Origin of the sequence: uncultured Sphingomonas sp. (genome assembly GCF_964244235.1) — a bacterium.
Taxonomy (GTDB): Bacteria; Pseudomonadota; Alphaproteobacteria; order Sphingomonadales; family Sphingomonadaceae; genus Sphingomonas.
Window position 1 is genome coordinate 13,566 of record NZ_CAXTII010000016.1, and the last position, 24,374, is coordinate 37,939.

Below are 24,374 nucleotides of genomic sequence, written 5' to 3' on the forward strand. Positions count from 1 at the left end.
GGTGGAGGGGGTTCGCCTCCCGCAAACCGCCTGCCGCACTCCCCCTCCGCCATGCTTCGCATGGTCCCCCTCCCCGCAAAGCGGGGAGGAATTGGTCACTCGTCCATCGCCGGCACATAGACCCTTGCCGCGACGGACAGCTTCTCGACGAACTCCGCGACATGGCTCTCGTCGATATTCAGCGGCGGCAGGATGCGCACGACATTGTCGCCCGCCGAAACCGTCAGCAGATGATGCTCGTCGCGCAGGAACGCCACGAACCTGCGGCTGTCGCTCTTCAGCTTCAACCCGAGCATCAGGCCATGCCCGCGTACGCTGTGGAACAGATGGTCGTAGTTAGGGATCATCTGCTCCAGCGCGCCGCGCAACCGCGCGCCCATCGCATCGACATTGGCCAGGAACCCCTCGCCCTGGATCACGTCGAGCACCGCCTCGCCCGCCGCCATCGCCAGCGGGTTGCCGCCATAGGTCGATCCATGCGTTCCCGCGACCATGCCCTTGGCGGCTTCCTCGGTCGCGAGACAGGCACCGAGCGGGAAGCCGCCGCCGATCGCCTTCGCCACCGCCATGATGTCGGGCGTAATGCCATAGAGTTCGTGCGCGAACATCTTGCCGGTGCGGCCGTAACCACACTGCACTTCGTCCAGCACCAGCAACAGCCCGCGCTCGTCGCACGCCTTGCGCAGACCGGTCAGGAACGCGTGGCTTGCGGGACGGATACCGCCCTCTCCCTGGATCGGTTCGACCAGGAAGCCGGCGGTATGCCCGTCGATCAGCGCCAGCGCGCCGTCCAGATCATCGAACTGCGCATATTTGAAACCGGGCAGCAGCGGTTCGAACCCGTCGCGCATCTTGGGCTGGTTCGTCGCGCTGATCGTGCCCAGCGTCCGGCCATGAAACGCGGTGTCGAAGGTGATGAGGTCGTGGCGTTCCGGATGGCCGTCGGCGAAATGATAGCGGCGCGCGGTCTTGATCGCGCACTCCACCGCCTCGGCCCCCGAATTGGTGAAGAACACGGTATCGGCAAAGGTCGCATCGACCAGCCGCTGCGCGAACTTCTCGCCTTGTGGGGAGCCGTAGAGGTTCGACACGTGCATCAGTGTCGATGCCTGCGCGGCGATCGCTTCGGCCAGCGCGGGATGGCCATGGCCGAGCGCGTTGACCGCGATACCGCTCGCGAAATCGAGGTAGCGCGCGCCGTCCTCGCCGAAGAGATACGCGCCCTCGCCTCGCACCGGCCGCACGCCGCACCGCGGGTAGACGGGCATGAGGGCGGTGATGGCCACGGCGCTGATCCTTTTACGAAACAAAGAGGGCGACCCGTGGAGGACCGCCCGGAAATGCCTGATACAGAGGGGAAGAGGGAGGGGTCAACCGGGCGCTGCCTGGGTCGCTTTTGTCGGTCCTGGATCGGCGGTCAGGTCGAGCATCTCGATCCGCGGTATACCTTCGCGAACACGCAAGTGCGTGCCCGTCCCAGTGGCCCAATGGGCCGTCATCGTGTAGCGCTCCACCCTCAAAAGCCCGGGATCGCTCGATTTCAGCGCAAGCGGTGAATAACGCCGGCCACCGATCGATTTTAAGACCGGATCGACCCATTGTTTTTGCAGTGTGGGGCTAGCCCGCAGAATGGCTGCGTCCGTGACCATACCGTTGGGCGCGATCCAGAAACTAATGTCGACCCATTGGTTCTCGTAGGTGTTGACCGCCATCTTGCCGGTCATGCTCCCGTCAGAATAGGCCCGGTCTGCGCTGTCATTGCTGATCGGCGGCGCGTAGATCAACGTAGGATTGCGGGTGTTCGACGACCGAAAATCGGCGACCATCCGATCGACCGCCGCCGTATCGCCCTCCTTTGCCGCCATCCGCGCCTGAAGCAGTTTCACCGCATTGCGAAACGGCTCCATTTCTGGCGCGGTCGTGTCGGCTAGTGCCGCGATCGAACGCTTTGCCTCGTATCGATAAATAGCTGGTTGAACTTCCGCTAGAACGCTGTTGAGCATCGCAATGTGGAAAAGCGCTTGTCCTTCCATCGCTGTATTACCGATAATGTGCGCGCGCTTGGCGACATCGCGGTACATCGGCAACGCGCCCTCGATCCGACCGAGATGAGCAAAAGCATCGGCTACTTCTAAACGCTGCGCCAGCGTTCGCGGATCGTTCTGGCCCAAACCGTTTTTCAACACATCAAGTGCTTCGATCTGACTGATCCGGTACGTATCACTTTCGCCCAGATGGACCGAAATGCGCGACTGGGCTCGCCACAGGCTAGCGACGGGGACCGGATATTGTTTGCCCAGCGCCTTGTTGCGACCGAGCGAGCGATCAAGCGTATCGCGCGCGTCCTTGTAGGCCCCGGCAACGAACTGGTTCTCCGCATGGGCCAATGTCGCTGCGATGTCCTGGTCGGGTGAGCAATGTGCCGCGATGCATCGTTCCAGCGCGCGCTGCGTATCGATCAATCGTTGTCCGGTTACCACGATATCGGGCGCGCTAGGCGCGGTACTCGTTGATTGCTGCGCTGCACCGGCGCCCGCACTAAGCAGGATAGCCGCAGTCACTAAAGCGATACGCATCTTGGCCCTCCGCAACGTCAAGCTTCTTCCGCCCCGCACTTTACGAAAGTGATCCTACGTGCGGACATCGTCAAGCGCGCTGCCCGCGTTGCCCATCTCGAGATATCGGCGGCCGATGCAATTCGCAACCAGCCCGCCTCAAGCGTCGATCGCTTCCTCGTCCAGCCGCGCGGCATTCTCCTGGATGAACGCGAAGCGGTGCGCGGGGTTCGTCCCCATCAGGCGATCGACCAGATCCTTCACCCCCGCGCGCTCCTCATATTCCTGGGGCAGCGTGATCCGGATCATGCCGCGCGTCTTCGGGTCCATCGTCGTTTCGCGCAACTGGCCGGGGTTCATCTCGCCGAGCCCCTTGAAGCGCGAGACCTCGACCTTCTTGCCCTTGAACGCCGTCCGCTCCAGCTCGGCGCGGTGCGCGTCGTCGCGCGCGTAGAGCGACTTCGCGCCGACCGTCAGCCGATAGAGCGGCGGCTGCGCAAGATAGAGATGCCCGCGCCGCACCAGATCGGGCATTTCCTGGAAGAAGAACGTCATCAGCAACGTCGCGATATGCGCGCCGTCGACATCGGCGTCGGTCATGATGACGATCCGTTCGTAGCGCAGATTGTCGACCAGACAATCCTTGCGCGTCCCGCAGCCAAGTGCGAGCGACAGGTCCGCAATCTCCTGATTCGCAAAGATCTTCGCGGCCGTAGCCGACGCCACGTTCAGGATCTTGCCGCGGATCGGCAGGATCGCCTGGGTCTTGCGGTCGCGCGCCTGTTTCGCCGATCCACCAGCGGAGTCGCCCTCGACGATGAAGAGTTCGGTACCCTTGGGATCGTCCGCCGAGCAATCGGTGAGCTTCCCCGGCAGCCGCAGCTTGCGTGCGGAGGTCGCCGTCTTGCGCTTGACCTCGCGCTCCTGCTTGCGGCGCAGGCGGTCGTCCATGCGTTCGAGGACATAGCCGAGCAGCGCCTTGCCGCGCTCCATATTGTGGCCGAGCCAATGATCGAAATGGTCCCGCACCGCCTTCTCGACCAGGCCCGCCGCCTCGGGCGAGGTCAGCCGGTCCTTGGTCTGGCTCTGGAACTGCGGTTCGCGGATGAAGACCGACAGCATCAGTTCGCTGCCGACCATCGCGTCGTCCGCGGTGATGTCCTTCGCCTTCTTCTGGTTCACCAGTTCCGCGAACGCCCGCAATCCCCGGACGAGCGCCTGGCGCAGGCCCTGTTCGTGCGTGCCGCCATCGGGCGTCGGGATGGTGTTGCAATACCAGCTATACGACCCGTCGCTCCACAGCGGCCACGCGACCGCCCATTCGACGCGGCCTTGCTCGCCTGGAAAATCCTGCGATCCGGCGAAGAAATCCGCGGTCGCGCAATCGCGACCGCCCAGCTGTTCACGCAGATGATCGGCAAGACCGCCGGGGAACTGGAACACCGCCTCGGCGGGGGTATCGTCGACGAGCAGTTCGGGCGCGCAATGCCAGCGGATCTCGACGCCGGCGAACAGATATGCCTTGGACCGTGCGAGCCGGTACAGCCGCTGTGGTTTGAAGTTCAGTTCGGGACCGAAAATCTCGGTATCCGGCGTGAACGCGACCGAGGTACCGCGGCGATTGGGCACGGGCCCCACCGTCTGCAACGGCCCCAGCGTCAGCCCGCGCGCGAAGCACTGGCGGTAAAGCTGCCGGTCGCGCGCGACCTCGACGACGGTATCGCTCGACAGCGCGTTGACCACCGACACCCCGACGCCGTGCAGCCCGCCCGAGGTCGCATAGGCCTTCCCTGCGAACTTGCCGCCGGAATGGAGCGTGGAAAGAATGACTTCCAGCGCGCTCTTGTCGGGAAATTTCGGATGCGGATCGACCGGTATCCCGCGGCCGTTATCGACGACGGTCAGCCGGTTGCCCGGTGCCAGCGTCACCTCGATCCGCGTCGCATGCCCCGCGACCGCCTCGTCCATCGCATTGTCGAGCACCTCGGCGGCGAGATGGTGCAACGCGCGCTCGTCGGTGCCGCCGACATACATGCCCGGCCGGCGTCGGACGGGTTCGAGCCCTTCGAGGACCTCGATCGAGGAGGCATCGTAGGTGCCGGGGATGGGGGAGCTAGCGAAGAGATCGTCGGCCATGCGCGAACGTATGGGGTACGCGCGACACGGGGGCAAGCGGGGAGAGTGGGCCGGGTTTGGTGATTAGCTCCCGTTCTCCGACTGGCTAACCGGCGAATGCGGGTGCGGTCGGTCCAAACTCCGAATCTCATCAACCACCATTCGGGTTGGGCTCTTGATACGTCTTTAAGAGATCATTGAGCCATTTAATGCGTTCTACAGTCTCTTCTTCTCGGGAAAAATAGAAATCTAAAGCCACGACATCCCAGCCGTGATCGGCATAGCCGCCCAGGCGGCTATTTTTATCACGCAGCACAATCCACGCTCTTTGGGATTGTATGAGAGCGTCTTCATAAGTCGGGCATTTACCGTCTGCTTGCCCAACACCAATCCAGCAGTCGCTTTCGTCATATTTGCCTTTACTCCGCATAAACAAGCGTACCCTTTGATAAACGCGATTCAACTCCTTGTCGGCGTTTACCCACGCTGATTGCGCGCAATATTCGAACGGTTGCATTGGTACTTCTTCAATCTCACCCGGCTTTTTCCCTCGACACTCCTTTGGTAAGTATGGGTCAAACCCTTGCACGGATTTGGGCGTGCCGCTGGACTGAGGCTTCGTTTGTCCGACCGCCGATCCGCTCGACAGCAATGCGCCAGCTACCATCAATAGGATTTTCATCGATCGCTTCGCCTTAGTCGCATGACAAACGAAAATGATGTTGCTTGATACAGCGCTGTCTAACCATTCTCGCGCGCACTCGCTCGTCGTATCCGTTCATGGTCCAAGGATGGCACCATCGGCTAATGACCGCAATTGGGCGTTAGCGTCCTCTATGGTTTTTTCTACCTCGCCATTCACGGATGAATAGTTGAACGAACTTAGTAGAGATGAAGATCGCGATTGCGATTATCAGGAGCGCTACGATCCCCAACCCAATGACAAACCAAGAATCCTCGTTGCCCATCCGATAAAGCTAGCAAATCGTGGGAAGTCCGCAATTGAGGCACCCGACATTCCGCTGTCCTACAAACCCTCGCTCATGTCATGTCCATGCCATGCAGAACCGCGCCGAACCGCTTTGCTCCACTGGTCCGCAGCGCGGGGTAAGTCCTTCTTTTCGCAGGATGTGGAAAGTGGAATGGCACACCTCCACTTCCTCCACTTCCGCGGCGATTCCAGGAGGCGGGACGCAGGCGAAGACGCGTCGCGATGGCGAGTTCCCTGCCACGGCCAAGCCGATTCGACCGCCGTCACGCTCCCGCGCGCCGTCCCCGATCCTTTTCGATTTTGCCCGGTGCGATTCCGACCCTGACGTGGCGTCCACTTCGTCCACTTCCGAAGGTCGGGTATGGTCGCGCTACCCTGCCGAAGCCGGGCACCTTTGCCCATGTCTTGGGGGCGGCGGGGGAACCGGCTGGCCGCGCCTGGCGCGGTTTTCAGTCGACAGCATTCAACCCCGTTTTCCTGCGAACGCAGGAACCCAGGGTCACGAGGGTCATCGCCCTCGGCTCTGGGCTCCTGCTTTCGCAGGAGAACGGATCAAGTCGGTCGCAAACGACCCTAACGAACCCGCGGGCCGCCGAACGGCAGCGGCGGCGGGGGGCGACGGTCGCGGCGGGGGAGCTGCGCCTGGTACGCATGGCCGCAATGGTTGACGCAGTACGGAAAGCCCGGGTTCACCTTGTCGCCGCAGAAATGGAAGTCCGGCTCGCCCGGGTGGCCGAGCGGCCATTTGCAGACGCGGTCGCTGAGATCGAGCAGGCTCGTCTTCCCCACCATCCCGGCGGATGGCTTGGCGGGGACGAGACGGCGCGGCGGCGCGGGGGTGCTTGGCGGTTGCTGCTCGCCCGGGGCCTGGCGAAGGAAGCCGCCCGGGCCGACCGATCGCATGATCGGCTGCGGCTTTACCGGTTCGGGCGTCGGCGTGACCTCGTCTTCGTCCTCGTCGTCCACATCGGCTTCGACGGTCGTCACCCGGAACGGCGGCTCTGGATCGGACGCGGGCACGGCGTGCGACGGTGCGGGTGCAGCGGCCGGCACGACGGGTGCGGCGGCGACGGGCGTGAGAGCACCCTTGTCCGGGTCGTTGGGTTTGACCGGCGACGGGCGCGACTGCAGCCCGAGCCGATGCGCCTTGCCGATCACCGCGTTGCGGCTGACCCCGCCAAGCGCCTCGGCGATCTGGCTGGCGGTCTGGCCACCCTCCCACATCGTCTTCAGCGTTTCGATCCGCTCGTCGGTCCAGGATAGTCCGGTCATTCTTCAAACTCTCGTCATTGCTTGCGGGCGGCGGCGGCAGCGCTTACCGGCGATGGCCATGAGCAGCCAGCCCCAAATCGGCGAATTGCAGTCGGCGATACGATCCGCCCCCGGCGTGCCCGTCATTCGCAATGTGAATTGGGGCGGCCTGTGGACGCTCTATATCAAGGAGGTGCGCCGTTTCTTCAAGGTGCAACTCCAGACGGTGTGGGCACCTGCGATCACGACCCTGCTGTATCTGATTATTTTCACCGTCGCGACCGGCGGCAAACGGCCGGTGTTCGTCGGCGGATCGCAGGTGGCGTTCGCCGATTTCATCGCCCCCGGGCTGATCGTGATGGGGATGTTGCAGAATGCGTTCGCCAATTCCAGCTTCTCGCTGCTGGTCGGCAAGATCCAGGGGACGATCGTCGATTATCTGATGCCGCCGCTGTCATCGGCCGAGTTGCTCGCGGCGATCGTCGCCGGCGCGGTGACCCGGGCGTTCTGCGTCGGCGGCGCGGTGTGGCTGGCGATGGCGATCTGGCCGGGCGTGCACGTCACGCCGCACGTTCCGATCGCGATCCTGTGGTTCGGACTGCTCGGGTCGGTGTTCCTCGCGCTGATCGGCATCCTGACGTCGATCTGGGCGGAGAAGTTCGATCATGCCGCCGCGGTACAGAATTTCGTCATCGCGCCACTGACTTTGTTGTCGGGCACCTTCTACTCGGTCGACCGACTCGCACCCGCCTTCCGGGTGGCGAGCCATCTCAACCCGTTCTTCTACATCATCTCGGGCTTTCGCTACGGCTTTCTGGGGATCGCCGATTCGCCGGTGCTGCTTGGCGGAGGGGCAATCCTGGCGGTGGACGTCGTGCTCGGCGGAATCGTCTACACCGCGCTGCGCCGGGGGTGGAAGCTGAAGAACTGAGTGCGGGCGGATGGGCACCGAGCCTATCGCGTCAACATCTCGACCAGCGTCCGCACCTTCCTCTGACGCCACTGCGGCAATGGTGCGACCAGCCAATAGCCTTCGCGCGACGGCCGGGCATCGTCGATCGCAACCAGCCGACCCGCGGCGATATCGGCGGTAGCGAGCAGTTCGGGGACGATCGCGCGCCCCAGCCCCGCGATCGCGGCATCGATCGCCAGCCCGGCGTCCGCCACCCGGATCGCCGGCGCGCGGTCCTCCGCTGCGCCGGTCCAGCCGATCGCGATATCGGGCGCGTCCGCCGATGCCGCGACGGTCACAAGCCCCTCCGATTCGATCGCCTCGCCCTCATGCTCGCCCGGCCCGTCGCCCCATCGGATAGCGAGATCGAGATTGGCCTGCGCGAAATCGACGCCGTCGTCGGTGGTCAGCAGCACGAAGCGAAGGTCGCCGTCCGCCGCCGCGATCGCCGCGAGCCTCGGCATCAGCCATTTCTGGACGACATCGCGCGGCGCGGCGATGGTCAGCGATTTGGACGACTGCCCCGCCTGCATCGCGCGGACCGCCTCCTCGAACTGCAGGAAACCGTCGCGCAGCGCCCCGAGGCCACCCTCGGCCTCGGGCGTCAGTTCCAGCCCGCGCGTGGTGCGGCGGAACAGGACGACCCCGAGCGTATCCTCCAGCGCCCTGATCTGCTGCCCGACCGCTGCCGGAGTCACCGCAAGTTCGTCCGCGGCGCGCGTGAATGACAGGTGCCGCGCCGCCGCGTCGAACACGCGCATGCCGTTCAGGGGCAGGTGCGTCCGCTTCACGTCGAAACCGTCGGTGCCACCAGCCGGAAGCGGGGGATTTCGACGTCGAACGTCTCGCCGTCCTCGCCGACCATGCGGTAGCTGCCCTGCATCGCCCCCATCGGCGTCGCAAGCGGGCAACCGGACACGTAATCGAAACTGGCACCCGGCGCGATCAGCGGCTGTTCGCCGACGACACCCTCGCCTTCCACCGAATGCCGCGCGCCGCGACCGTCGGTGATGACCCAGTGCCGAGTCAGCAATTGAACAGTCGCATCGCCCTCGTTCTCCAGCCGGATGTGATAGGCCCAGAACCAGCGTCCGCGCGACGGTTCGGACTGCTCGGGCAGAAAGCTGACCGAGACGCGCACCGTCACCCCGTGCGTCGTCGCCGCGTTCGGGAACAGCGAGGCGATCATAGCCCCACCTTCGTCAGCGCGCGGTCGAGATCGTCGATCACGTCATCAACATCCTCCAGCCCGACATTCAGCCGAAGCAGCCCCTCCCTAACCCCCATCTCCGCGCGCGTCTCCGCGGAGACGCTGGCGTGGGTTGTGGAGGCGGGATGCGTCATCAGCGAGCGTGAATCGCCGATATTGTTCGAGATGTCGACGAGTTCCAGCGCGTCGAGCAATCCATGCGCCTGTTCGCGCCCCTCGACCTCGAACGCGAAGATCGGCCCGGCGGCGTCCATCTGCCGCATCGCGAGGTTGTGCTGCGGGTGGCTTGGCAGCCACGGGTGCAGGATGCGCGGGACCCGAGGCTCAAGGAACTTGCCAACCTTCACCGAATTTTCCGACTGGCGGTGGATGCGCAAGGAAAGCGTCTCCAGGCCCTTTAGCACCACCCAGGCGTTGAACGCGCTCAGCGTCGGCCCGGTGTTGCGCGTGAAGGGCAACAGGACGTTGTCGATGAAATCCTTCGTCCCGCATACCGCGCCGGCCAGCACGCGGCCCTGCCCGTCCATCATCTTCGTCGCGCTATAGGCCGTCACGTCTGCACCGAATTCCATCGGTCGCTGGAGCGCGGGGGTGGCGAAGGCGTTGTCGACGACGCTGGTGATCCCGCGTTCGCGCGCGATGGCGCACACCGCGGCCAGATCGACCACGTCCATCGTCGGATTGGCGGGTGTCTCGAAGAAGAAGACCTTCGTATTGGGCCGCACCGCCTCCTGGAACATCTGCGGATCGCGCGCGTCGACGATCGTCGTCTCGATCCCGAACTTCGGCAGCAGCGTGTCGGTCAGCCAGCGGCACGATCCGAACGCGGCACGACCGGCAACGACATGATCGCCGGCCTGCAACTGGCACAACAGTACCGCGGTCATCGCCGCCATGCCCGACGCCATCGTCCGGCAGGCCTCCGCCCCCTCCAGCAACGCGATGCGTTCCTCAAGCATCTCGACGGTCGGATTCTGGAGGCGAGTGTAGGTCATCCCCACCTGTTCGCCCGCAAATCGCGCCGCGGCGTCTCCTGCGCAATCATAGGCATAGCCCGACGTCAGGAAGATCGCCTCCGACGTCTCGCCATATTCGCTGCGCGCGGTGCCGCCGCGGATCGCCTGCGTGGCGGGCCGCCATGTCGATGTGATCGCGCGGTCCTGGCCGGTCTTTCGCTTCATCTTGCCGCTTTGCCGGGGCGGAAGCGGCGAAACAAGCCCCGGCCCCTTGAAAGCCATTCCCGGGCGGGCAAGAAAGCGCCGGTGATCCGCCTGCCGACCCGCCCCCTACCCACCGCGATCGGCATCGGCGTCGCCGCGGAGACATTGTTCGCGTTCCGGCTAACGACGCCGCACATCCTCGTGTTCGACGAAATCCATTATGTCGGCGCGGCGCGGGTCATGCGGACGCTGTCACACGCGACCAACATCGAACATCCGCTGATGGGCAAGATCCTGATCTCGGCAAGCATGATGCTTTTCGGCGACAACGCGCTTGGATGGCGCGCCTTTTCGACGATCGCAGGGACGGCGGTGGTGGTCGGGGTTTTCACGATCCTGTGGCTGCTGTTCGGACGGCTGCGCACCGCGGCGTTCGGCGCGGCGCTGGCGATGCTGAACTTCACCGTGTTCGTCCAGGCGCGGATCGCGATGCTCGACGGGTTCATGGCGGCGTTCGTTGTCACCGGGCTGGCGACGATGCTCTGGGCAATGCGCGGGGCCGGCGGACAGGTCTGGCGACGGTGGACCCTAGGCAGTGTGCTGCTCGGGCTTGCGTTGGGAACGAAATGGACCGCTGTCCCGTATGTCGCTTATGTCGCGGCGGCGTTCGTCGTGGTAAAATGGCGCGACCGCGACGCCTGGCCCGGCATAGGGGTTCTACCCGCGCTGCTGATCCTCGGCCTCGGGGCCTGCACGAGCTATTTCGCGACCTTCGCGCCTGCATTCTTCTACGCCGACGATCCAATGACGCCGGCAAAGCTGATTCCATTCCAGGCGACGATCTATGCCGACCAGACACAGATACTTCCGGCGCATACCTATCAGTCAGGATGGTGGACCTGGCCGCTCCTGATCCGCCCGATCTGGTATCTGTACGAGGTCACCGACGGGGCCGAACGCGGCATTCTGATGCTTGGCAACCCCGCGATCATGTGGGGTGGGCTTGTCGCGATCGCCCTATGTCTGTGGGGCTGGTGGCGTGGGCGCGACCACCGCCTGGGCGCGGCGGCAATGCTGTGGATAGGTTCCGTCGCGATGTGGGCAGTCATCCCCAAGTCATTGGGGTTCTATTATTATTATTACCTCTCGAGCATTTGGTTGCCGATCGTCATCGCGGCGGCATTCGACCGGTTCGGGCGGGGGCGGCTGCGGTATTGGGACGAGAGCTTTCTCGTCCTGTCGCTTGGGCTGTTCGTGTATTTTTACCCGATCATCGCCGCTACACCGCTATCGGGACCCCAGTCCTTCCGCCATTGGATGTGGTTTGGAACCTGGGTCTAATACCGACCCCAGACGAACCGCGAAGACAGCACGTAATTCCACACCGCGCCGATCGCGATCCCGGCCAGCGCGGGCCAGGCCCATCCACCGTAATTCTCGTTAAATAAGAATATAGCGACGCCGACATTGGCGATCGCACCGACCGAACAGACGAGACAGAAGCCGATCCACCCTTCGAACAGCGCACGCGCACCACGAAGCCGGGCGTCGCGGTAGGTCAGCAGATTGTTCAGGAAGAAATTGAACGTCATCGCGACGATGGTGGCGACGATCTCGGATGCGCGAAACGTCCACAGCAATCCGGCGTAAAGCGGTGAAAGCACGAGGAAATGGATACCAGCGCCGAACGCGCCGATGGCAGCAAACATTGCGAAGCGGACCGGCACCACTTTGCCCAGCATCCGGTCGTACAATGCGATCAGATACTCCATCGCCACGACATGATCGAGCTTGCTCTCCCCCTCGGTCCGCATGCGGAACGTATAAGGCAGTTCGAGAAAACCGAGCGGTTCCTGACTGGCGGTCATCAGGTCGAGCAGGATCTTGAATCCGATTCCAGACAGAGCCGGTGCCAGCCGGCGCGCGACCGATGTGCGGATCGCGAAGAAGCCGCTCATCGGATCGGTAAGATCAGCTTTCAGCACGCGGCGCGACAGTCGCGTGGCGAGCGCGGATTTCCTGACGCGGTCCTGCTGCCAATTCCCCAGCCCGCCACCGTCGACGAAACGGGACCCGACCACCACGTCGATGATCGGGTCGCGCTGCAACGCCTCCAGCATAGCAGGCAGCACGGTCTCGTCATGCTGCAAATCGCCATCGATCACCGCGACGATCGGCGCGGCGGTCGCGCACATCCCCTCGATACAGGCGGTCGAAAGCCCACGCCGCCCGATCCGCTGGATCACACGAACGCGGGTGTCAAGTTCCCCAATCTTGCGCGCAGCGTCCGCGGTGCCGTCCGGGCTGTCGTCGTCAACGAAGATCGCTTCCCAATAGCGTCCCGCAAGTGCCTGATCCAGCTTGGCAATCAACAACGGCACATTCGCGCGTTCGTTGAAGGTCGGGATGACGACCGCAATCTCCAGCCCTTGCGTCACAGCTCCGCCAGCACCGCGTCCGCCATCCCGCCAGTCGACAATGTCCCACCGAGGTCCGCCGTACGCGCGCCCCCTGCGATCGCGGCGGCAACCGCCGCCTCGATCCGCTGCGCCGCCGCCTCCATCGACAGCGAATGGCGCAGCAGCATCGCCGCAGACAGGATCGCGGCGCAGGGATTCGCCTTGCCCTGCCCCGCTATATCGGGTGCCGATCCATGGATCGGCTCGTACAGACCATTGTCCCCGTTCCACGCGCGAAGCGATGCGGACGGCAGCATGCCGATCGATCCGGCGCACATGCTCGCCTGATCGGACAGGATATCCCCGAACAGATTGCCGGTGACGACGACGTCGAACTGCCCGGGATCGCGCACCAGCTGCATCGCGGCGTTATCGACGTACATATGCGTCAGCGCGATGTCGGGATAATCTTCGGCCGTCTCGATCACCACATCGCGCCACAATTGCGACGTCTCCAAGACGTTCGCCTTGTCCACCGAACACAGCTTGCGTTTGCGATGGCGCGCCATCTCGAAGCCGACGGTGACGATCCGCCGCACCTCGTCCTCGGCATAGGCCATGACGTCATAGCCTTCGCGAAGCCCACCCGCGGTCGTCCGCATGCCCTTTTCGCCGAAATACACGTCACCGGTCAGTTCGCGCAGGATAACCATGTCGATCCGGCCGGCGATCTCGGGCTTCAGCGCGGATGCATCCTCCAGCCCGGCGAACAATCTGGCGGGCCGCAGGTTCGCGAACAGCCCCAGCCGCTTGCGCAGGCCGAGGATCGCCTGTTCCGGCCGCAGATGCCGCGCGAGCGTGTCGCAGGACGGATCGCCGACCGCACCGAACAAGATGGCATCGGCGCGTTTGGCGAGGTCGATCGTCCCGGGCGGCAAGGGATGCCCCGTCGCATGATAGGCCGCACCGCCGACCGGGGCCTCCTCGAACGACAGGTCGAGCGACAGTGCGCTGAGCACGCGGCGTGCCTCGGCCGTCACTTCGGGGCCGATGCCGTCGCCGGCCAGGATCGCGATCATTGGCATGGCATCGCCCTTGCCCAGAGCATGCCGCTCACGCAACCGCCCTTTTCAAACGATCCACCAACCGATCGCGGGCGGCGAGCGGCCCGGCACGTCGATCCGCGAGGAGATCGCGCGCCAGGAAATGCCCGGTGACGGCTAACGCCGCGACGATATCGGGCCAGTCCGCTGCACCACCCGCGGCCAGGAACTCCGGCAATGGCAGCAAGCGCTCCTCGTAACCGACGGCCACCCCGCGCGAGACCGCGCCCCCCCTCCTTGGGCTGACGAACGCCAGATCGACCGTACTCCCGGTCGCCGCGCAGCGTTCCAGATCGAGCCCGAAGCCGAGTTCCGCCAGCACCAGCAGCTCGAAGCGCGCGAGTGCTACCGCCCAGCCTTTTGCCGCGGGAGCCGCGCCGATCGCGCCCAGCAATCCCGACAAAGCATCGTGTATCCGCGGATAGGGCTGCGCCTCCGGCAAGGTCGCCGCGACCAGCGCGGTCGCCCATTCGATCGCCCCCGCTGCCAGCGGCTCGCCGTACAGCGCCGCACGCGTCTCCACCGGTTCGGCGACCAGGCTGGCCAGCTGCTCCCCCGTCCGCGCGCGCCATGTCCCTCGGATCATGTTCCCCGCCATCAGCACGGGCCGCATCCGCGTCGATCGCCCGCCGCGGACATAGCCCGGCTGCAACCCGTCCTCCCGAGTCAAGGCCCGCACGATCGCGCCGTGTTCGCCATGCATTCGAACGGCGACGACGATGGCGGTGGCGGTCAGCTCCATGACGGCCTTGTCGCGCGGGGGGCAGCCGAAGGCAACGGCCGGACGAATTGGTCCGAAGCCTCACCGCGAATGATAGAAGTCGTACACCTGCTGCGCGACCGCGGAGGAGACGCCGGGTGCCTGTTGCAGATCGGCGAGGCTCGCGTTGCGCACCGCGCGGCCGGTGCCGAAATGCATCAGCAGCGCCTTCTTGCGCGCCGGGCCGATGCCGGGCACCTCGTCCAGCGGCGACGCGCCGATCGCCTTCGCGCGCTTGTCCCGGTGCGCGCCGATCGCGAAGCGGTGGACCTCGTCGCGCAGCCGCTGGAGATAGAACAGCACCGGCGCGTTGACCGGCAGCGTGATCTCGCGCCCGTCCATCAGATGGAAAACCTCGCGCCCTTCGCGCCCGTGGTCCGGCCCCTTGGCCATGCCCACCAGGCAGACATCCTCGATGCCCAGGTCCTCCAGGATCGCGCGGACGGCGTTGAGCTGGCCCCGGCCGCCGTCGATCAGCACCAGGTCCGGCCAGGTCGGATCGTCGCGATCAGGTGTTTCCTCGACCTGACGGGTGAAGCGGCGCCGAAATACCTCGCGCATCATGTCGAAATCGTCGTCGGTGCGCGCCTCATTGCCCTTGATGTTGAACTTCCGGTACTGACCCTTGCGGAACCCCTCGGGGCCCGCGACCACCATTGCGCCCAATGCGTTCGTGCCCTGGATATGGCTGTTGTCGTAGACCTCGATCCGGTCGGGCGGGCCATCCAGTTCGAACAGGTCCGCCACCTCGCTCAGCAGCCGCGCTTGCGTCGTCGATTCCGCCAACCTCCGCTCCAGCGCCTCGACCGCATTGCGCTGCGCCTGCTCCATTAGCCGCCGCCGGTCGCCGCGCACCGGCACCGACAGCGCGACCTTGTGCCCCACCCGATCGCCCAGCGCCTCGGACAGCAACGCCGCTTCCGCGAGTTCGCGATCGAGCAGGATCAGCCGCGGCGGCGGCACCTCCTCGTAGAATTGGGTCAGGAAGCTCGCCAGCACCTCGTCCTCGGGCACTTCGGCGGTGTGCGCGGGGAAGAAGCTGCGATGCCCCCAATTCTGGCCGCCGCGGATGAAGAAGGCCTGGATGCCCATCACCCCGTCCTTGCACGCCAGCGCGAAGATGTCGGCGTCGCCCACCCCTTCCGCGTTGATCGCCTGCGTGCCCTGCACGAAGGTCAGCGCCTTCAGCCGGTCGCGCAGCAGCGCGGCCAGTTCGAAATCCATATTCTCCGCCGCAGCCTGCATCTGGCCGCCCAGCTTAGCCTGCACCTGTGTCGACTTGCCACCGAGGAACGCCTTCGCATCGTCGACCAGCTCGGCATATTCCGCCTTGTCGATCCGGCCGACGCACGGTGCCGAGCAGCGCTTGATCTGGTAGAGGAGACACGGCCGGTCGCGCGTCTTGAAGAAACCGTCCGTGCACGATCGCAGCAGGAACAGTTTCTGGAGTGCGTTGAGCGTCGTGTTGACGCTGCCCGCGCTGGCGAACGGGCCGTAATAATTTCCCGTCGCGCGCCGCGCGCCGCGATGCTTCTGGACGCGCGGGAAATCGGTGTCGGCGCGAAGCAGGATGAACGGGAAACTCTTATCGTCGCGCAGCAACACGTTATACGCCGGCCGGTACCGCTTTATCAGCTGCGCCTCGAGCAGCAGCGCCTCCGCCTCGTTGTTGGTCGTGACAATCGTCATCGCCCGGGTCTGTGCGACCATCCGCTGGAGCCGTTTGGGCAGGCGATCGACCTGCGTATAGTTGGTCACCCGGTTCTTCAGCGCGCGCGCCTTGCCGACATACAGCACGTCGCCGCGGGCATCGAGCATGCGGTATACGCCCGGCCGAATCGGCAGCGTCTGCAGCACGTTACGGATCGCCGCCACGCCAAGTTCGAGATCGGGTACGCCGCTGCCGCGGACGGTGTAAGTGGCCTTCTCTTCGTTGAAACGATCGGGAGCGTCGGCAGGCATCGCCGGCATGTAGGAGTCGGGGGGCGACGGGTCCAGCAATCAGCCCACCGTCATTAACCCTGGACCGCCGCCGCCTCGTCCTCGATCGGCGCCGCCGCGGTCGGACCGGCCTTGATCAGCGCGGTGATCTGGCGGTTGATCGTCGTACCGTGAAGATGCGCATGCACCCCCTCATAGCCTTCGCGGCGCAGCGCCTGACGGACATCGTTGACCGATCGGCAGGAGCCGGCGCGAGCAAGTTCGAAGGCGCGTTCGATGATGGGTTTGGTAGGTTCCATCGCGCACGCCTACGCCCAACCGCCCGCACGGTATATAGCTGCCGGCGAATAGATGCCACGATAGCCTCCGCACCGTGTACAATGCATCCGGGCGCATCGCCCATAAGGATACCGGCATGGCCAAGAGCCAAAAGAAATCAAACAAGGAAGTCCGCAAGCCAAAGGCGGAAAAGGTCAAGACGATTGCCGCCAATGCATCGACCAAGGGTAACCCCGTCGGGATCGTCACGATCAAGAAGTGAGTGGGCAGTAGCGCGATCGTCTCAGGCGGGACGATGCGCCCGCCAATACCACCAGGAATAGGCGACCGGCGGAACGATCGCGAGCCCGATCGCCGATACGGTCAGCACCGCGCGAGCTTGCGGCGCGATCGGCAGCAATGCACCCGCGACCAGGATCGCGCCGCCCGCGACCATCGTGCGCGCGCCCAGCCGGTGAGTCGCGATCCAATTGGCCGGATCGGCGATCGTCCAGGGCGTCCGGATGCCGACGAAGAAACCGGGTCGCGATTTGGGCAGCGCATTTCCGATCACGGCGAACAGCAACCCGATGCCGACCAGCGACGTCGTCGCAGGCAGCGCGAAGCCGAACGCCGGTGCCGCGACCATGACCTCGATCAGCGCCATCATAGCCAGCAACCCGCCCCAGGTCGCCTTGAGCAACGGCGCGCTGCCGGACAATCGATCCTGTAACGGTTCCATCTGCGGTAACGCGACCATCGTCAGCGAGATGACGATGGTCAGCGCGACGGGCAGAAACAACGCCGTGTCGGCGTCTGCAAACCGGTCCGCCTCACCTGCGGCATTCCAGTGGGTGGGCAATTGCACGCCCGCCTGCAGCCGCGACAACGCGATTGCCGCGATCCCCGCCAACACAGCAATCGTCGCCGCGCTGGCGATCGTCATTCCGCGGTAGGACATGATGGTTCCCCTTCTGCAATATCGCCGATCAGCCGAACACCGTTTTCAGATTCATGAATTCGTGCAGCCCATATGGCCCCAATTCGCGCCCATGTCCCGATCGCTTGATACCGCCGAACGGAGCCTGCGGCGAGGACGACAGCATCTTGTTCACCGCGACCATCCCGGATTCGATATCGCGTTCGAGCTGCGCGCGCTCACCGGCGTCGGCGGTCCATACCGACGCGCCAAGCCCGAACGGAATGTCGTTCGCCAGCGCGATCGCATTGTCGATATCCGGAACCCGGAATACCATCGCGACGGGTCCAAAAATTTCCTCCTGCGCGACCGGTTCGTCGGGCGACAGATCGACGATGATACCTGGCGACAGATAGGCGCCATCGCCCGGCTGTCGCTCGCCACCGAACAATAATCGACCGCCGGCCTTTTGGATCTCGGCGATCTGATCGATCACGGTGTCGCGCTGCTCCGCACTTGACAATGGGCCCATGTCGGTTTCGTCCACCATCGGATCGCCGACGATGAGCGCCTTCATGCCCACCGAAAATGCATCGAGGAATGCGTCATACACATCGGCATGGACGATCATCCGTTTCGCGCAGATGCACGATTGTCCGCTATTCTGCGTCCGCGCCACCACAGCCACCTTTGCGGCCTTGTCGATATCGGCCGAGGGCATCACGACAAACGGGTCCGAACCGCCAAGTTCCAGCACCACCTTCTTCAGGTTGCGCCCCGCCGCCTCGGCCACCTTCATACCCGCGCCCTCGCTGCCCGTGATGGTCACCGCGACGATCCGGCGATCGTCGATCAGCGCCGCGACCTTGTCCGACCGTATCGCCAGATTCTGGAACAGCCCGACCGGCGCGCCCGCCGCCAACACCATCTCCTCCATCGCGGCAGCGCAACCCTGCGTCAGCGAAGCATGTTTCAACAGACCGGTATTGCCGGCCATGATCGTCGGCGCGAGGAAACGGACGACCTGCCAATAGGGAAAGTTCCAGGGCATGACCGCAAGGACGGGACCCATCGGCTGCCACTGCGCAGTGGCGGGCCCCTCCGCGGTGTCGAAACGGTGCGGCACCAGCATGTCCGGTCCCGCCTCTGCATAATGGCGGAAACCGGCGACGCATTTCTTTACCTCGGCTATCGCCGATTTCAGCGTCTTCCCCATTTCGCGAGTCGCGATCGCGCCCAGCCGTTCCGCATTCGCTTCGAACCGGTCGCCGATCGCCGACAGCAGCGCGGCGCGCGTCGACAATTCAGTCGTCCGCCAGGCATCGTACGCGGCATGCGCATGGATGAGCTTCTGCTCGATTTCATCCGCGTCAAGTTCGACGAACGTTTCCCCGGCCTTGCCTGTCGCGGGATTGGTGCTGATAAACATGGGATAACGTCCTTGGGCGGTTCCATGCAGGAAACGATCCAGCATTCCCGCGTATCCTTGACCCCTGCGCAGCGCCTGCGCCATAGCGGAACCATGGAGACACCCGTAGACGATCTGTCGTTTGAGGAAGCGCTGAAAGAACTCGAGCGGATCGTCTCGCGGTTGGAAAGCGGTGAGGCGACGCTCGACGACTCGATCCGCCTGTACGAGCGCGGCGACCGATTGCGGCTGCGCTGCGCCGATCGGCTCGATGCGGCGCAAGCGCGGATCGAGGCGGTGCGTACCGATGCGGAAGGGCGCGCCGTCGGCACCCGCCCCTTTGCCGAGTCCTGAGCCATGGCGACGATGACCATCTCCCTGCCCGCGGCTACGATGGCGATTTCCGAGGAGATCGATCGTCGTTTCGATCTGTTGCTGGCGATTCCCGACGATCCGCGCGCTGGTCTGTATCGTGCGATGCGTCACGCCGCGATCGGCGGGGGCAAGCGGCTTCGTCCGCTGTTGGTGCGTGCCAGTGCAGACCTGTTCGCGGTCGATCGCGAATGTTCGGGGCGTGCCGCGCTCGCGGTCGAATCGATCCATGTCTACTCGTTGATCCACGACGATCTGCCGGCGATGGACGACGATGACATGCGCCGCGGCAAACCGACGGTGCACAAGCTGTTCAGCGAAGCCACCGCGATCCTGGCAGGCGATTGCCTGCACGCGCTGGCGTTCGAGGTGCTGGCCGACCCGGGGACGCATCCCGACCCGTTCGCCCGCGCCGAACTGGTTCTCGATCTTGCGCGCTCTGCCGGACCAACCGGGATGGCAGGCGGCCAAATGATGGATATCGAGGCGGAGAAAGCACGGTTCGACCTGCCGACCGTCACCCGGTTGCAGGCGATGAAGACCGGCGCGCTGATCGCCGCCTCCGTCGAGGCGGGCGCGATTCTTGGGCGCGTGCCGCCGGAGGGACGCACCGGTTTGCGCGGTTACGCCCGCGACCTCGGGCTCGCCTTCCAGATTGCCGACGATCTGCTCGATGCGGAGGGCGACGAGGCGCTGGCCGGCAAGAAGCTGCGCAAGGATGAGGGTGCAGGCAAGGAGACGTTTCTGTCGTTGCTGGGCGTCGACCGCGCGCGCGCGCAATGTGCGATGCTGGTCGATCAGGCGATCGCGCATCTGCACACGTACGGCCGCGAAGCCGATCTGCTCCGCCAGATTGCACGCTACGTCGTCGAGCGCGATCATTGACGAGGCGTATCGGGGTCTATCCCGGCACCTTCGACCCGATCACGCTTGGGCACACGGACATCATCCGACGCGGCGCGAAGCTGGTCGATCGGCTGGTCGTCGGCGTCACCACCAATCCGTCCAAATCGCCGATGTTCACGCTTGACGAACGCATGGCGATGGTGTTGCGCGAAGTCGCAGCGATCGACGGCGATATCGGCGTCGTGCCGTTCGACTCGCTGCTGATGGATTTCGCCGAGCGCGAGGGCGCGCGTGTCATCGTACGTGGCCTACGCGCGGTGGCCGATTTCGAATATGAATACCAGATGGCGGGCATGAACCAGCAGATCAATCCGCGGGTCGAGACGGTGTTCCTGATGGCGGATGTCGCGCTTCAGCCGATCGCATCGCGCCTGGTCAAGGAAATTGCGATGTTCGGTGGCGAAATCGGCAAGTTCGTGCCGCCGACGGTGCGCGACGATATCGTTGCCCGGGTACTGGCGGTGGGCCGGCGCGGCAGTTGACGTTCAGTTTGGCGCAAGCCGCGATTTGCTTTAAGCCGTAACTCTCCCGAGGTCTCGAGTATTGTCCATGCGTTTGCCTGCCGTCGTCGCTGCCTTTCTTGGATGTCTGTTCGCCCTTCCCGTGACCGCCCAGGCGCCAGCCACGACGACGAATGCCCGCCCCGCCCCGCCTGCAATGACCGACCGCGAAAACCAGTGGGTCGTCGATCTGTCGACCGGGGGTCGCGTCGTCATTCTGCTTCGGCCCGATGTCGCGCCGCTGATGGTTGCGCGGGTCAAGACGCTGACGCGGCAGCATTTCTACGACGGGCTTGCATTCCACCGGGTGATCGAAGGCTTCATGGCGCAGGGCGGCGATCCGAAGGGTGACGGCACCGGCGGATCGACGATGCCCAACGTGCCGCCGGAATTCAACTATCTGCCGCATGTCCGCGGCGCGGTATCGGCGGCGCGTGCTGAGGACCCGAATAGTGCGAACAGCCAGTTCTTCATCGTATTCCAGCCACGCCTGACGCTCGATCGGAAATATACCGTCTTCGGCCGTGTGGTCGAGGGCATGCAATATGTCGATGCGATCGAACGCGGCGAGCCACCGGCGAGCCCCAGCAAAATCCTCCACGCCTATATCGCCGCCGATAATCCCCCGGCCTACGTCGCGGCGGCACCGGTTGCAGCCCCCGCATTGGGCGCGCCGGTAACCCTGCCGGGCACGACCGGCACCGTGGTCGCGGCACCGAAGCTGGCGCCGCGTACGAAGGCCACGCCACGAAAGGCCGCCACCGCGCAGTGATCGCCCGTCGCCAGGGTCACACCGCCCGATGAACGTCGATCTGTTCGATTTCATATTGCCGGCGGAGAATATCGCGCTTCGCCCGGCGGTCCCGCGCGACGCGGCGCGGATGCTCGTCGTCGGTGCCGACGGTCTGCAGGACCGTGTCGTCGGCGATCTTCCGTCGCAGCTTCGGCGCGGCGACCTGCTCGTCTTCAACGATACCCGCGTCATCCCGGCCCAGCTCGAGGGACGGCGCGGGGATGCGCGCATCGGGGCGACGCTGCACAAGCGCGAGGGACCGCGTCGCTGGCGCGCCTTCGTCCGCAACGCGCGGCGATTGCGCGACGGCGATACGATCGATTTCGGCGAGGGCGTATCGGCAGTGGCGACCGATCGCGATGATGACGGCAGCCTCGCGCTGGTCTTTGCCGGCGATGAGCCCGTCGAACTATTGCTAGCGCGTGCGGGACGAATGCCGCTGCCCCCCTATATCGCCTCGCGCCGGGCGACCGACGCGCGCGACGCGGACGATTACCAGACGATGTTCGCCGCCCGACCCGGAGCGGTAGCCGCCCCCACCGCTGCGTTACATTTCACCCCAGCGCTGATGGCGGCGCTGGACGCGGCCTGGATCGGGCATGCAACGCTGACGCTTCACGTCGGTGCGGGCACGTTCCTGCCGGTCAAGGCGGACGATACCGCCGACCACAGGATGCACGCCGAATGGGGGCAGATCGACGCGGCGACCGCCGACCGGCTGAATACCGTGCGTGCCGCTGGAGGCCGCGTGATCGCGGTCGGCACCACCTCGCTTCGTCTCATCGAAAGCGCGACGGGTGCGGACGGCATCATCCGGCCCTTCGCTGGCGACACCGCGATCTTCATCACGCCGGGCTATCGTTTTCGCGGGATCGACGGCCTGATGACCAATTTTCACCTGCCGCGATCGACCTTGTTCATGCTGGTATCGGCGCTGATGGGGCTCGACCGGATGCGCGATGCGTATGCTCACGCCATCGGGCAAGGCTACCGATTCTACTCCTACGGGGACGCGTCGCTGCTCCTGCCCTGACCCGTGGATCGACCGGAGCTGTCAGCATCGAGCTATGGCGGCGCGACCGCATCGCTGGCATTAGGCGTGCATGGTCCCGATCGCCGTCCTCGCCGCCGCCTTGCAGGTGATCACCGCCGCGGGATCCCCACCCGCACCCCAGGGTCCGGCGCAGCCACCTGCGACGATCCTGGTCGAACCCGCCGCGATGTTCGTCGCCGCCTGCGACGCGAACGGCGATGCGCGCGTGACGCGGGCCGAACTGGATAGCTGCGTCGCGCGCAGCTTCGCGACAATGGACGGCGCGGCGGCGGGCAGGATCGGATACATCGCCTATGCCGATTGGGAACAACGCTGGCTCGGCGACCGCAACGCGCTGCCCAGCCCGTTCGAGGTCGATACGGACGGCGACGACCATATCTCGCTTACCGAATTGCAGGCGCGGTTCCGGGCCTATTTCGACCGTTTCGATCTCGACCGCGACGGCGTGCTGACACGGGCCGAGCTGGTCACGATCCACGCGACCGCGCCCAACGATCCGGACCGGCGGGGCAAGAAGCGCAAGTGACGCCACCGCGATTCGCGTTCACGATCCTCGCGACGGACGGTCGCGCGCGCGCCGGCACGATCGCGATGCGGCGTGGCGCGATCCGCACCCCCGCCTTCATGCCCGTCGGTACCGCCGCGACCGTGAAAGCGATGAAGCCCGCCGATGTCGCGGCGGCGGGTGCGGACATCATCCTCGGCAATACCTATCACCTGATGCTTCGCCCCGGTGCGGAACGAATCGCGCGGCTCGGCGGGCTGCATGCGTTCATGGGCTGGGACGGGCCGATCCTGACCGACTCGGGCGGTTATCAGGTGATGAGCCTCGCCGACCTGACCAAACGATCCGAGGACGGCGTGTCGTTCAAATCGCATCTCGACGGATCGCGTCACTTGCTCAGCCCCGAACGCTCGATCGAAATCCAGCGTCTGTTAGGCTCGGACGTTGTGATGGCGTTCGACGAGCTGGTACCGACGACCTCGACGCCGGACGTCCAGGCCGCCGCGATGGAGCGGTCGATGCGCTGGGCCGGGCGGTCGCGGGCGGCGTTCGATGCGGGCGGCACGCATGCCGAAGGGGCGGCGATCTTCGGCATTCAGCAGGGTGCACTCGATGAACGTTTGCGAGCAGACAGCGCCGATGCGCTGATCGACATCGGCTTCGACGGCTATGCGGTCGGCGGCCTCGCGGTTGGCGAGGGACAGGCGGCGATGTTCGGCTGCCTGGACTTCGCGCCCGGGCAACTGCCCATGGACAAGCCACGCTATTTGATGGGGGTCGGCAAGCCCGACGATATCGTCGGCGCGGTGGAGCGCGGAATCGATATGTTCGATTGCGTGATGCCGACGCGCAGCGGACGCACGGGGCAGGCATTTACTCGGGACGGCCCGATCAACATCCGCAACGCGCGCTTCGCCGAAGACGCCGCTCCGATCGATCCCGAATGCGCCTGTCCGGTCTGCCGGCGGTGGAGCCGCGCCTATCTGCACCATCTCGTCCGCGCCGGCGAAATCCTTGGCGCGATGTTGATGACCGAGCATAATATCCATTTCTACGAAACCTTGATGGCCGATCTGCGCACCAACATCGCCGCTGGTCGCCTAACTCATTTTGCCGATATGTTCCGCACGCGGTATGCCCCCGCCGGTACAGGAGAAAAAGCGTGACCGGCCCTGACACCCCCCGCGAGGTCCTCGCGCGCGGCAACGCCGCGCAGGCGGCG

The 24,374-nt window shown here is 64.9% G+C and carries 25 protein-coding genes; 10 read left to right on the forward strand and 15 right to left on the reverse strand.

All coding sequences use genetic code 11. From position 1 onward, the window contains the following. Positions 1–95: 95 nt before the first annotated feature. The 5 genes from ACFE7D_RS04810 to ACFE7D_RS04830 all read right to left on the reverse strand — a co-directional run bounded on the left by ACFE7D_RS04810 (position 96) and on the right by ACFE7D_RS04830 (position 6,933). On the reverse strand, positions 96–1,286 hold the full coding sequence (locus tag ACFE7D_RS04810; protein ID WP_375394294.1) for an aspartate aminotransferase family protein: 1,191 nt from the start codon (positions 1,284–1,286) through the stop codon (positions 96–98). A gap of 84 nt (positions 1,287–1,370) precedes the next feature. After that, positions 1,371–2,576: a hypothetical protein gene (locus ACFE7D_RS04815; protein ID WP_375394295.1), complete on the reverse strand. Its 1,206-nt coding sequence runs from the start codon at positions 2,574–2,576 to the stop codon at positions 1,371–1,373. Between the two features lie 138 nt (positions 2,577–2,714). Then, positions 2,715–4,691, reverse strand: coding sequence for a DNA topoisomerase IV subunit B (parE, locus tag ACFE7D_RS04820; RefSeq protein WP_375394296.1), 1,977 nt, complete (start codon positions 4,689–4,691; stop codon positions 2,715–2,717). Between the two features lie 130 nt (positions 4,692–4,821). After that, positions 4,822–5,352 carry a lysozyme inhibitor LprI family protein gene (locus ACFE7D_RS04825; protein ID WP_375394297.1) on the reverse strand — a complete coding sequence of 177 codons (531 nt, stop codon included), beginning with the start codon at positions 5,350–5,352 and terminating at the stop codon, positions 4,822–4,824. An 882-nt stretch (positions 5,353–6,234) separates the two neighbouring features. Continuing rightward, positions 6,235–6,933, reverse strand: a complete 699-nt coding sequence (locus tag ACFE7D_RS04830) for a GcrA family cell cycle regulator (protein WP_375394298.1) — start codon at positions 6,931–6,933, stop codon at positions 6,235–6,237. 58 nt (positions 6,934–6,991) lie between these two features. Between ACFE7D_RS04830 and ACFE7D_RS04835 the strand changes: the two genes are divergently transcribed. Beyond that, positions 6,992–7,843 carry an ABC transporter permease gene (locus ACFE7D_RS04835; RefSeq protein WP_375394299.1) on the forward strand — a complete coding sequence of 284 codons (852 nt, stop codon included), beginning with the start codon at positions 6,992–6,994 and terminating at the stop codon, positions 7,841–7,843. A gap of 23 nt (positions 7,844–7,866) precedes the next feature. On the opposite strand, the gene ACFE7D_RS04840 is transcribed toward ACFE7D_RS04835, so the two are convergent. From ACFE7D_RS04840 to ACFE7D_RS04850, 3 genes are read right to left on the reverse strand one after another with little or no spacing between them, the layout of a single operon-like run. Next, on the reverse strand, positions 7,867–8,655 hold the full coding sequence (locus ACFE7D_RS04840; RefSeq protein WP_375394300.1) for a LysR family transcriptional regulator: 789 nt from the start codon (positions 8,653–8,655) through the stop codon (positions 7,867–7,869). Continuing rightward, positions 8,652–9,053 (reverse strand): Co2+/Mg2+ efflux protein ApaG, encoded by a 402-nt coding sequence (gene apaG / locus ACFE7D_RS04845; RefSeq protein ID WP_375394301.1) that lies wholly within the window; start codon positions 9,051–9,053, stop codon positions 8,652–8,654. Before apaG ends, ACFE7D_RS04840 begins: the two co-directional genes overlap by 4 nt. After that, positions 9,050–10,255 (reverse strand): trans-sulfuration enzyme family protein, encoded by a 1,206-nt coding sequence (locus ACFE7D_RS04850; protein WP_375394302.1) that lies wholly within the window; start codon positions 10,253–10,255, stop codon positions 9,050–9,052. Before ACFE7D_RS04850 ends, apaG begins: the two co-directional genes overlap by 4 nt. A gap of 81 nt (positions 10,256–10,336) precedes the next feature. On the opposite strand from ACFE7D_RS04850, the gene ACFE7D_RS04855 reads away from it, so the two are divergent. Continuing rightward, entirely contained in the window at positions 10,337–11,575 is a 1,239-nt protein-coding gene (locus ACFE7D_RS04855) for a phospholipid carrier-dependent glycosyltransferase (protein WP_375394303.1), read from the forward strand. Here the strand turns inward: ACFE7D_RS04855 and ACFE7D_RS04860 are convergent. The 5 genes from ACFE7D_RS04860 to ACFE7D_RS04880 are packed head-to-tail and all read right to left on the reverse strand — an operon-like array spanning position 11,572 to position 16,736. Further along, complete coding sequence (locus ACFE7D_RS04860; protein ID WP_375394304.1) at positions 11,572–12,672, reverse strand: glycosyltransferase; 1,101 nt, start codon at positions 12,670–12,672, stop codon at positions 11,572–11,574. The two genes, ACFE7D_RS04855 and ACFE7D_RS04860, sit on opposite strands and share 4 nt — an antisense overlap. Continuing rightward, on the reverse strand, positions 12,669–13,718 hold the full coding sequence (gene leuB, locus ACFE7D_RS04865) for a 3-isopropylmalate dehydrogenase (RefSeq protein ID WP_375394305.1): 1,050 nt from the start codon (positions 13,716–13,718) through the stop codon (positions 12,669–12,671). Before leuB ends, ACFE7D_RS04860 begins: the two co-directional genes overlap by 4 nt. A 28-nt stretch (positions 13,719–13,746) precedes the next feature. Then, positions 13,747–14,478: a DNA repair protein RecO gene (gene recO, locus ACFE7D_RS04870; RefSeq protein ID WP_375394306.1), complete on the reverse strand. Its 732-nt coding sequence runs from the start codon at positions 14,476–14,478 to the stop codon at positions 13,747–13,749. 60 nt (positions 14,479–14,538) lie between these two features. Further along, a complete protein-coding gene (uvrC, locus tag ACFE7D_RS04875) occupies positions 14,539–16,458 on the reverse strand; it encodes an excinuclease ABC subunit UvrC (RefSeq protein ID WP_375394317.1) in 1,920 nt (639 codons plus the stop codon). Positions 16,459–16,511: 53 nt separating this feature from the next. Then, positions 16,512–16,736, reverse strand: coding sequence for a hypothetical protein (locus ACFE7D_RS04880; protein WP_375394307.1), 225 nt, complete (start codon positions 16,734–16,736; stop codon positions 16,512–16,514). Between the two features lie 116 nt (positions 16,737–16,852). Here ACFE7D_RS04880 and ACFE7D_RS04885 point away from each other — a divergent pair, with 116 nt between their 5' ends. Next, on the forward strand, positions 16,853–16,978 hold the full coding sequence (locus tag ACFE7D_RS04885; protein ID WP_302479995.1) for a hypothetical protein: 126 nt from the start codon (positions 16,853–16,855) through the stop codon (positions 16,976–16,978). Between the two features lie 21 nt (positions 16,979–16,999). Here ACFE7D_RS04885 and ACFE7D_RS04890 read toward each other — a convergent pair whose 3' ends face one another. Both ACFE7D_RS04890 and ACFE7D_RS04895 read right to left on the reverse strand, forming a co-directional pair. Beyond that, complete coding sequence (locus ACFE7D_RS04890) at positions 17,000–17,656, reverse strand: SdpI family protein (protein ID WP_375394308.1); 657 nt, start codon at positions 17,654–17,656, stop codon at positions 17,000–17,002. A gap of 28 nt (positions 17,657–17,684) precedes the next feature. Next, positions 17,685–19,043, reverse strand: coding sequence for an NAD-dependent succinate-semialdehyde dehydrogenase (locus ACFE7D_RS04895; protein ID WP_375394309.1), 1,359 nt, complete (start codon positions 19,041–19,043; stop codon positions 17,685–17,687). A gap of 93 nt (positions 19,044–19,136) precedes the next feature. Here ACFE7D_RS04895 and ACFE7D_RS04900 point away from each other — a divergent pair, with 93 nt between their 5' ends. The 7 genes from ACFE7D_RS04900 to tgt all read left to right on the forward strand — a co-directional run bounded on the left by ACFE7D_RS04900 (position 19,137) and on the right by tgt (position 24,318). Continuing rightward, entirely contained in the window at positions 19,137–19,376 is a 240-nt protein-coding gene (locus tag ACFE7D_RS04900) for an exodeoxyribonuclease VII small subunit (RefSeq protein ID WP_375394310.1), read from the forward strand. A 3-nt stretch (positions 19,377–19,379) separates the two neighbouring features. Next, a complete protein-coding gene (locus ACFE7D_RS04905; RefSeq protein WP_375394311.1) occupies positions 19,380–20,279 on the forward strand; it encodes a polyprenyl synthetase family protein in 900 nt (299 codons plus the stop codon). Further along, positions 20,276–20,782 carry a pantetheine-phosphate adenylyltransferase gene (gene coaD, locus ACFE7D_RS04910; protein ID WP_375394312.1) on the forward strand — a complete coding sequence of 169 codons (507 nt, stop codon included), beginning with the start codon at positions 20,276–20,278 and terminating at the stop codon, positions 20,780–20,782. Before ACFE7D_RS04905 ends, coaD begins: the two co-directional genes overlap by 4 nt. Before the next feature lie 67 nt (positions 20,783–20,849). Next, complete coding sequence (locus tag ACFE7D_RS04915) at positions 20,850–21,572, forward strand: peptidylprolyl isomerase (RefSeq protein WP_375394313.1); 723 nt, start codon at positions 20,850–20,852, stop codon at positions 21,570–21,572. Positions 21,573–21,600: 28 nt separating this feature from the next. Further along, positions 21,601–22,626 carry a tRNA preQ1(34) S-adenosylmethionine ribosyltransferase-isomerase QueA gene (gene queA / locus ACFE7D_RS04920; RefSeq protein WP_375394314.1) on the forward strand — a complete coding sequence of 342 codons (1,026 nt, stop codon included), beginning with the start codon at positions 21,601–21,603 and terminating at the stop codon, positions 22,624–22,626. A gap of 70 nt (positions 22,627–22,696) precedes the next feature. Continuing rightward, positions 22,697–23,173 (forward strand): EF-hand domain-containing protein, encoded by a 477-nt coding sequence (locus ACFE7D_RS04925; protein WP_375394315.1) that lies wholly within the window; start codon positions 22,697–22,699, stop codon positions 23,171–23,173. Further along, positions 23,170–24,318: a tRNA guanosine(34) transglycosylase Tgt gene (gene tgt / locus ACFE7D_RS04930; protein ID WP_375394316.1), complete on the forward strand. Its 1,149-nt coding sequence runs from the start codon at positions 23,170–23,172 to the stop codon at positions 24,316–24,318. Before ACFE7D_RS04925 ends, tgt begins: the two co-directional genes overlap by 4 nt. Positions 24,319–24,374 lie beyond the last annotated feature (56 nt).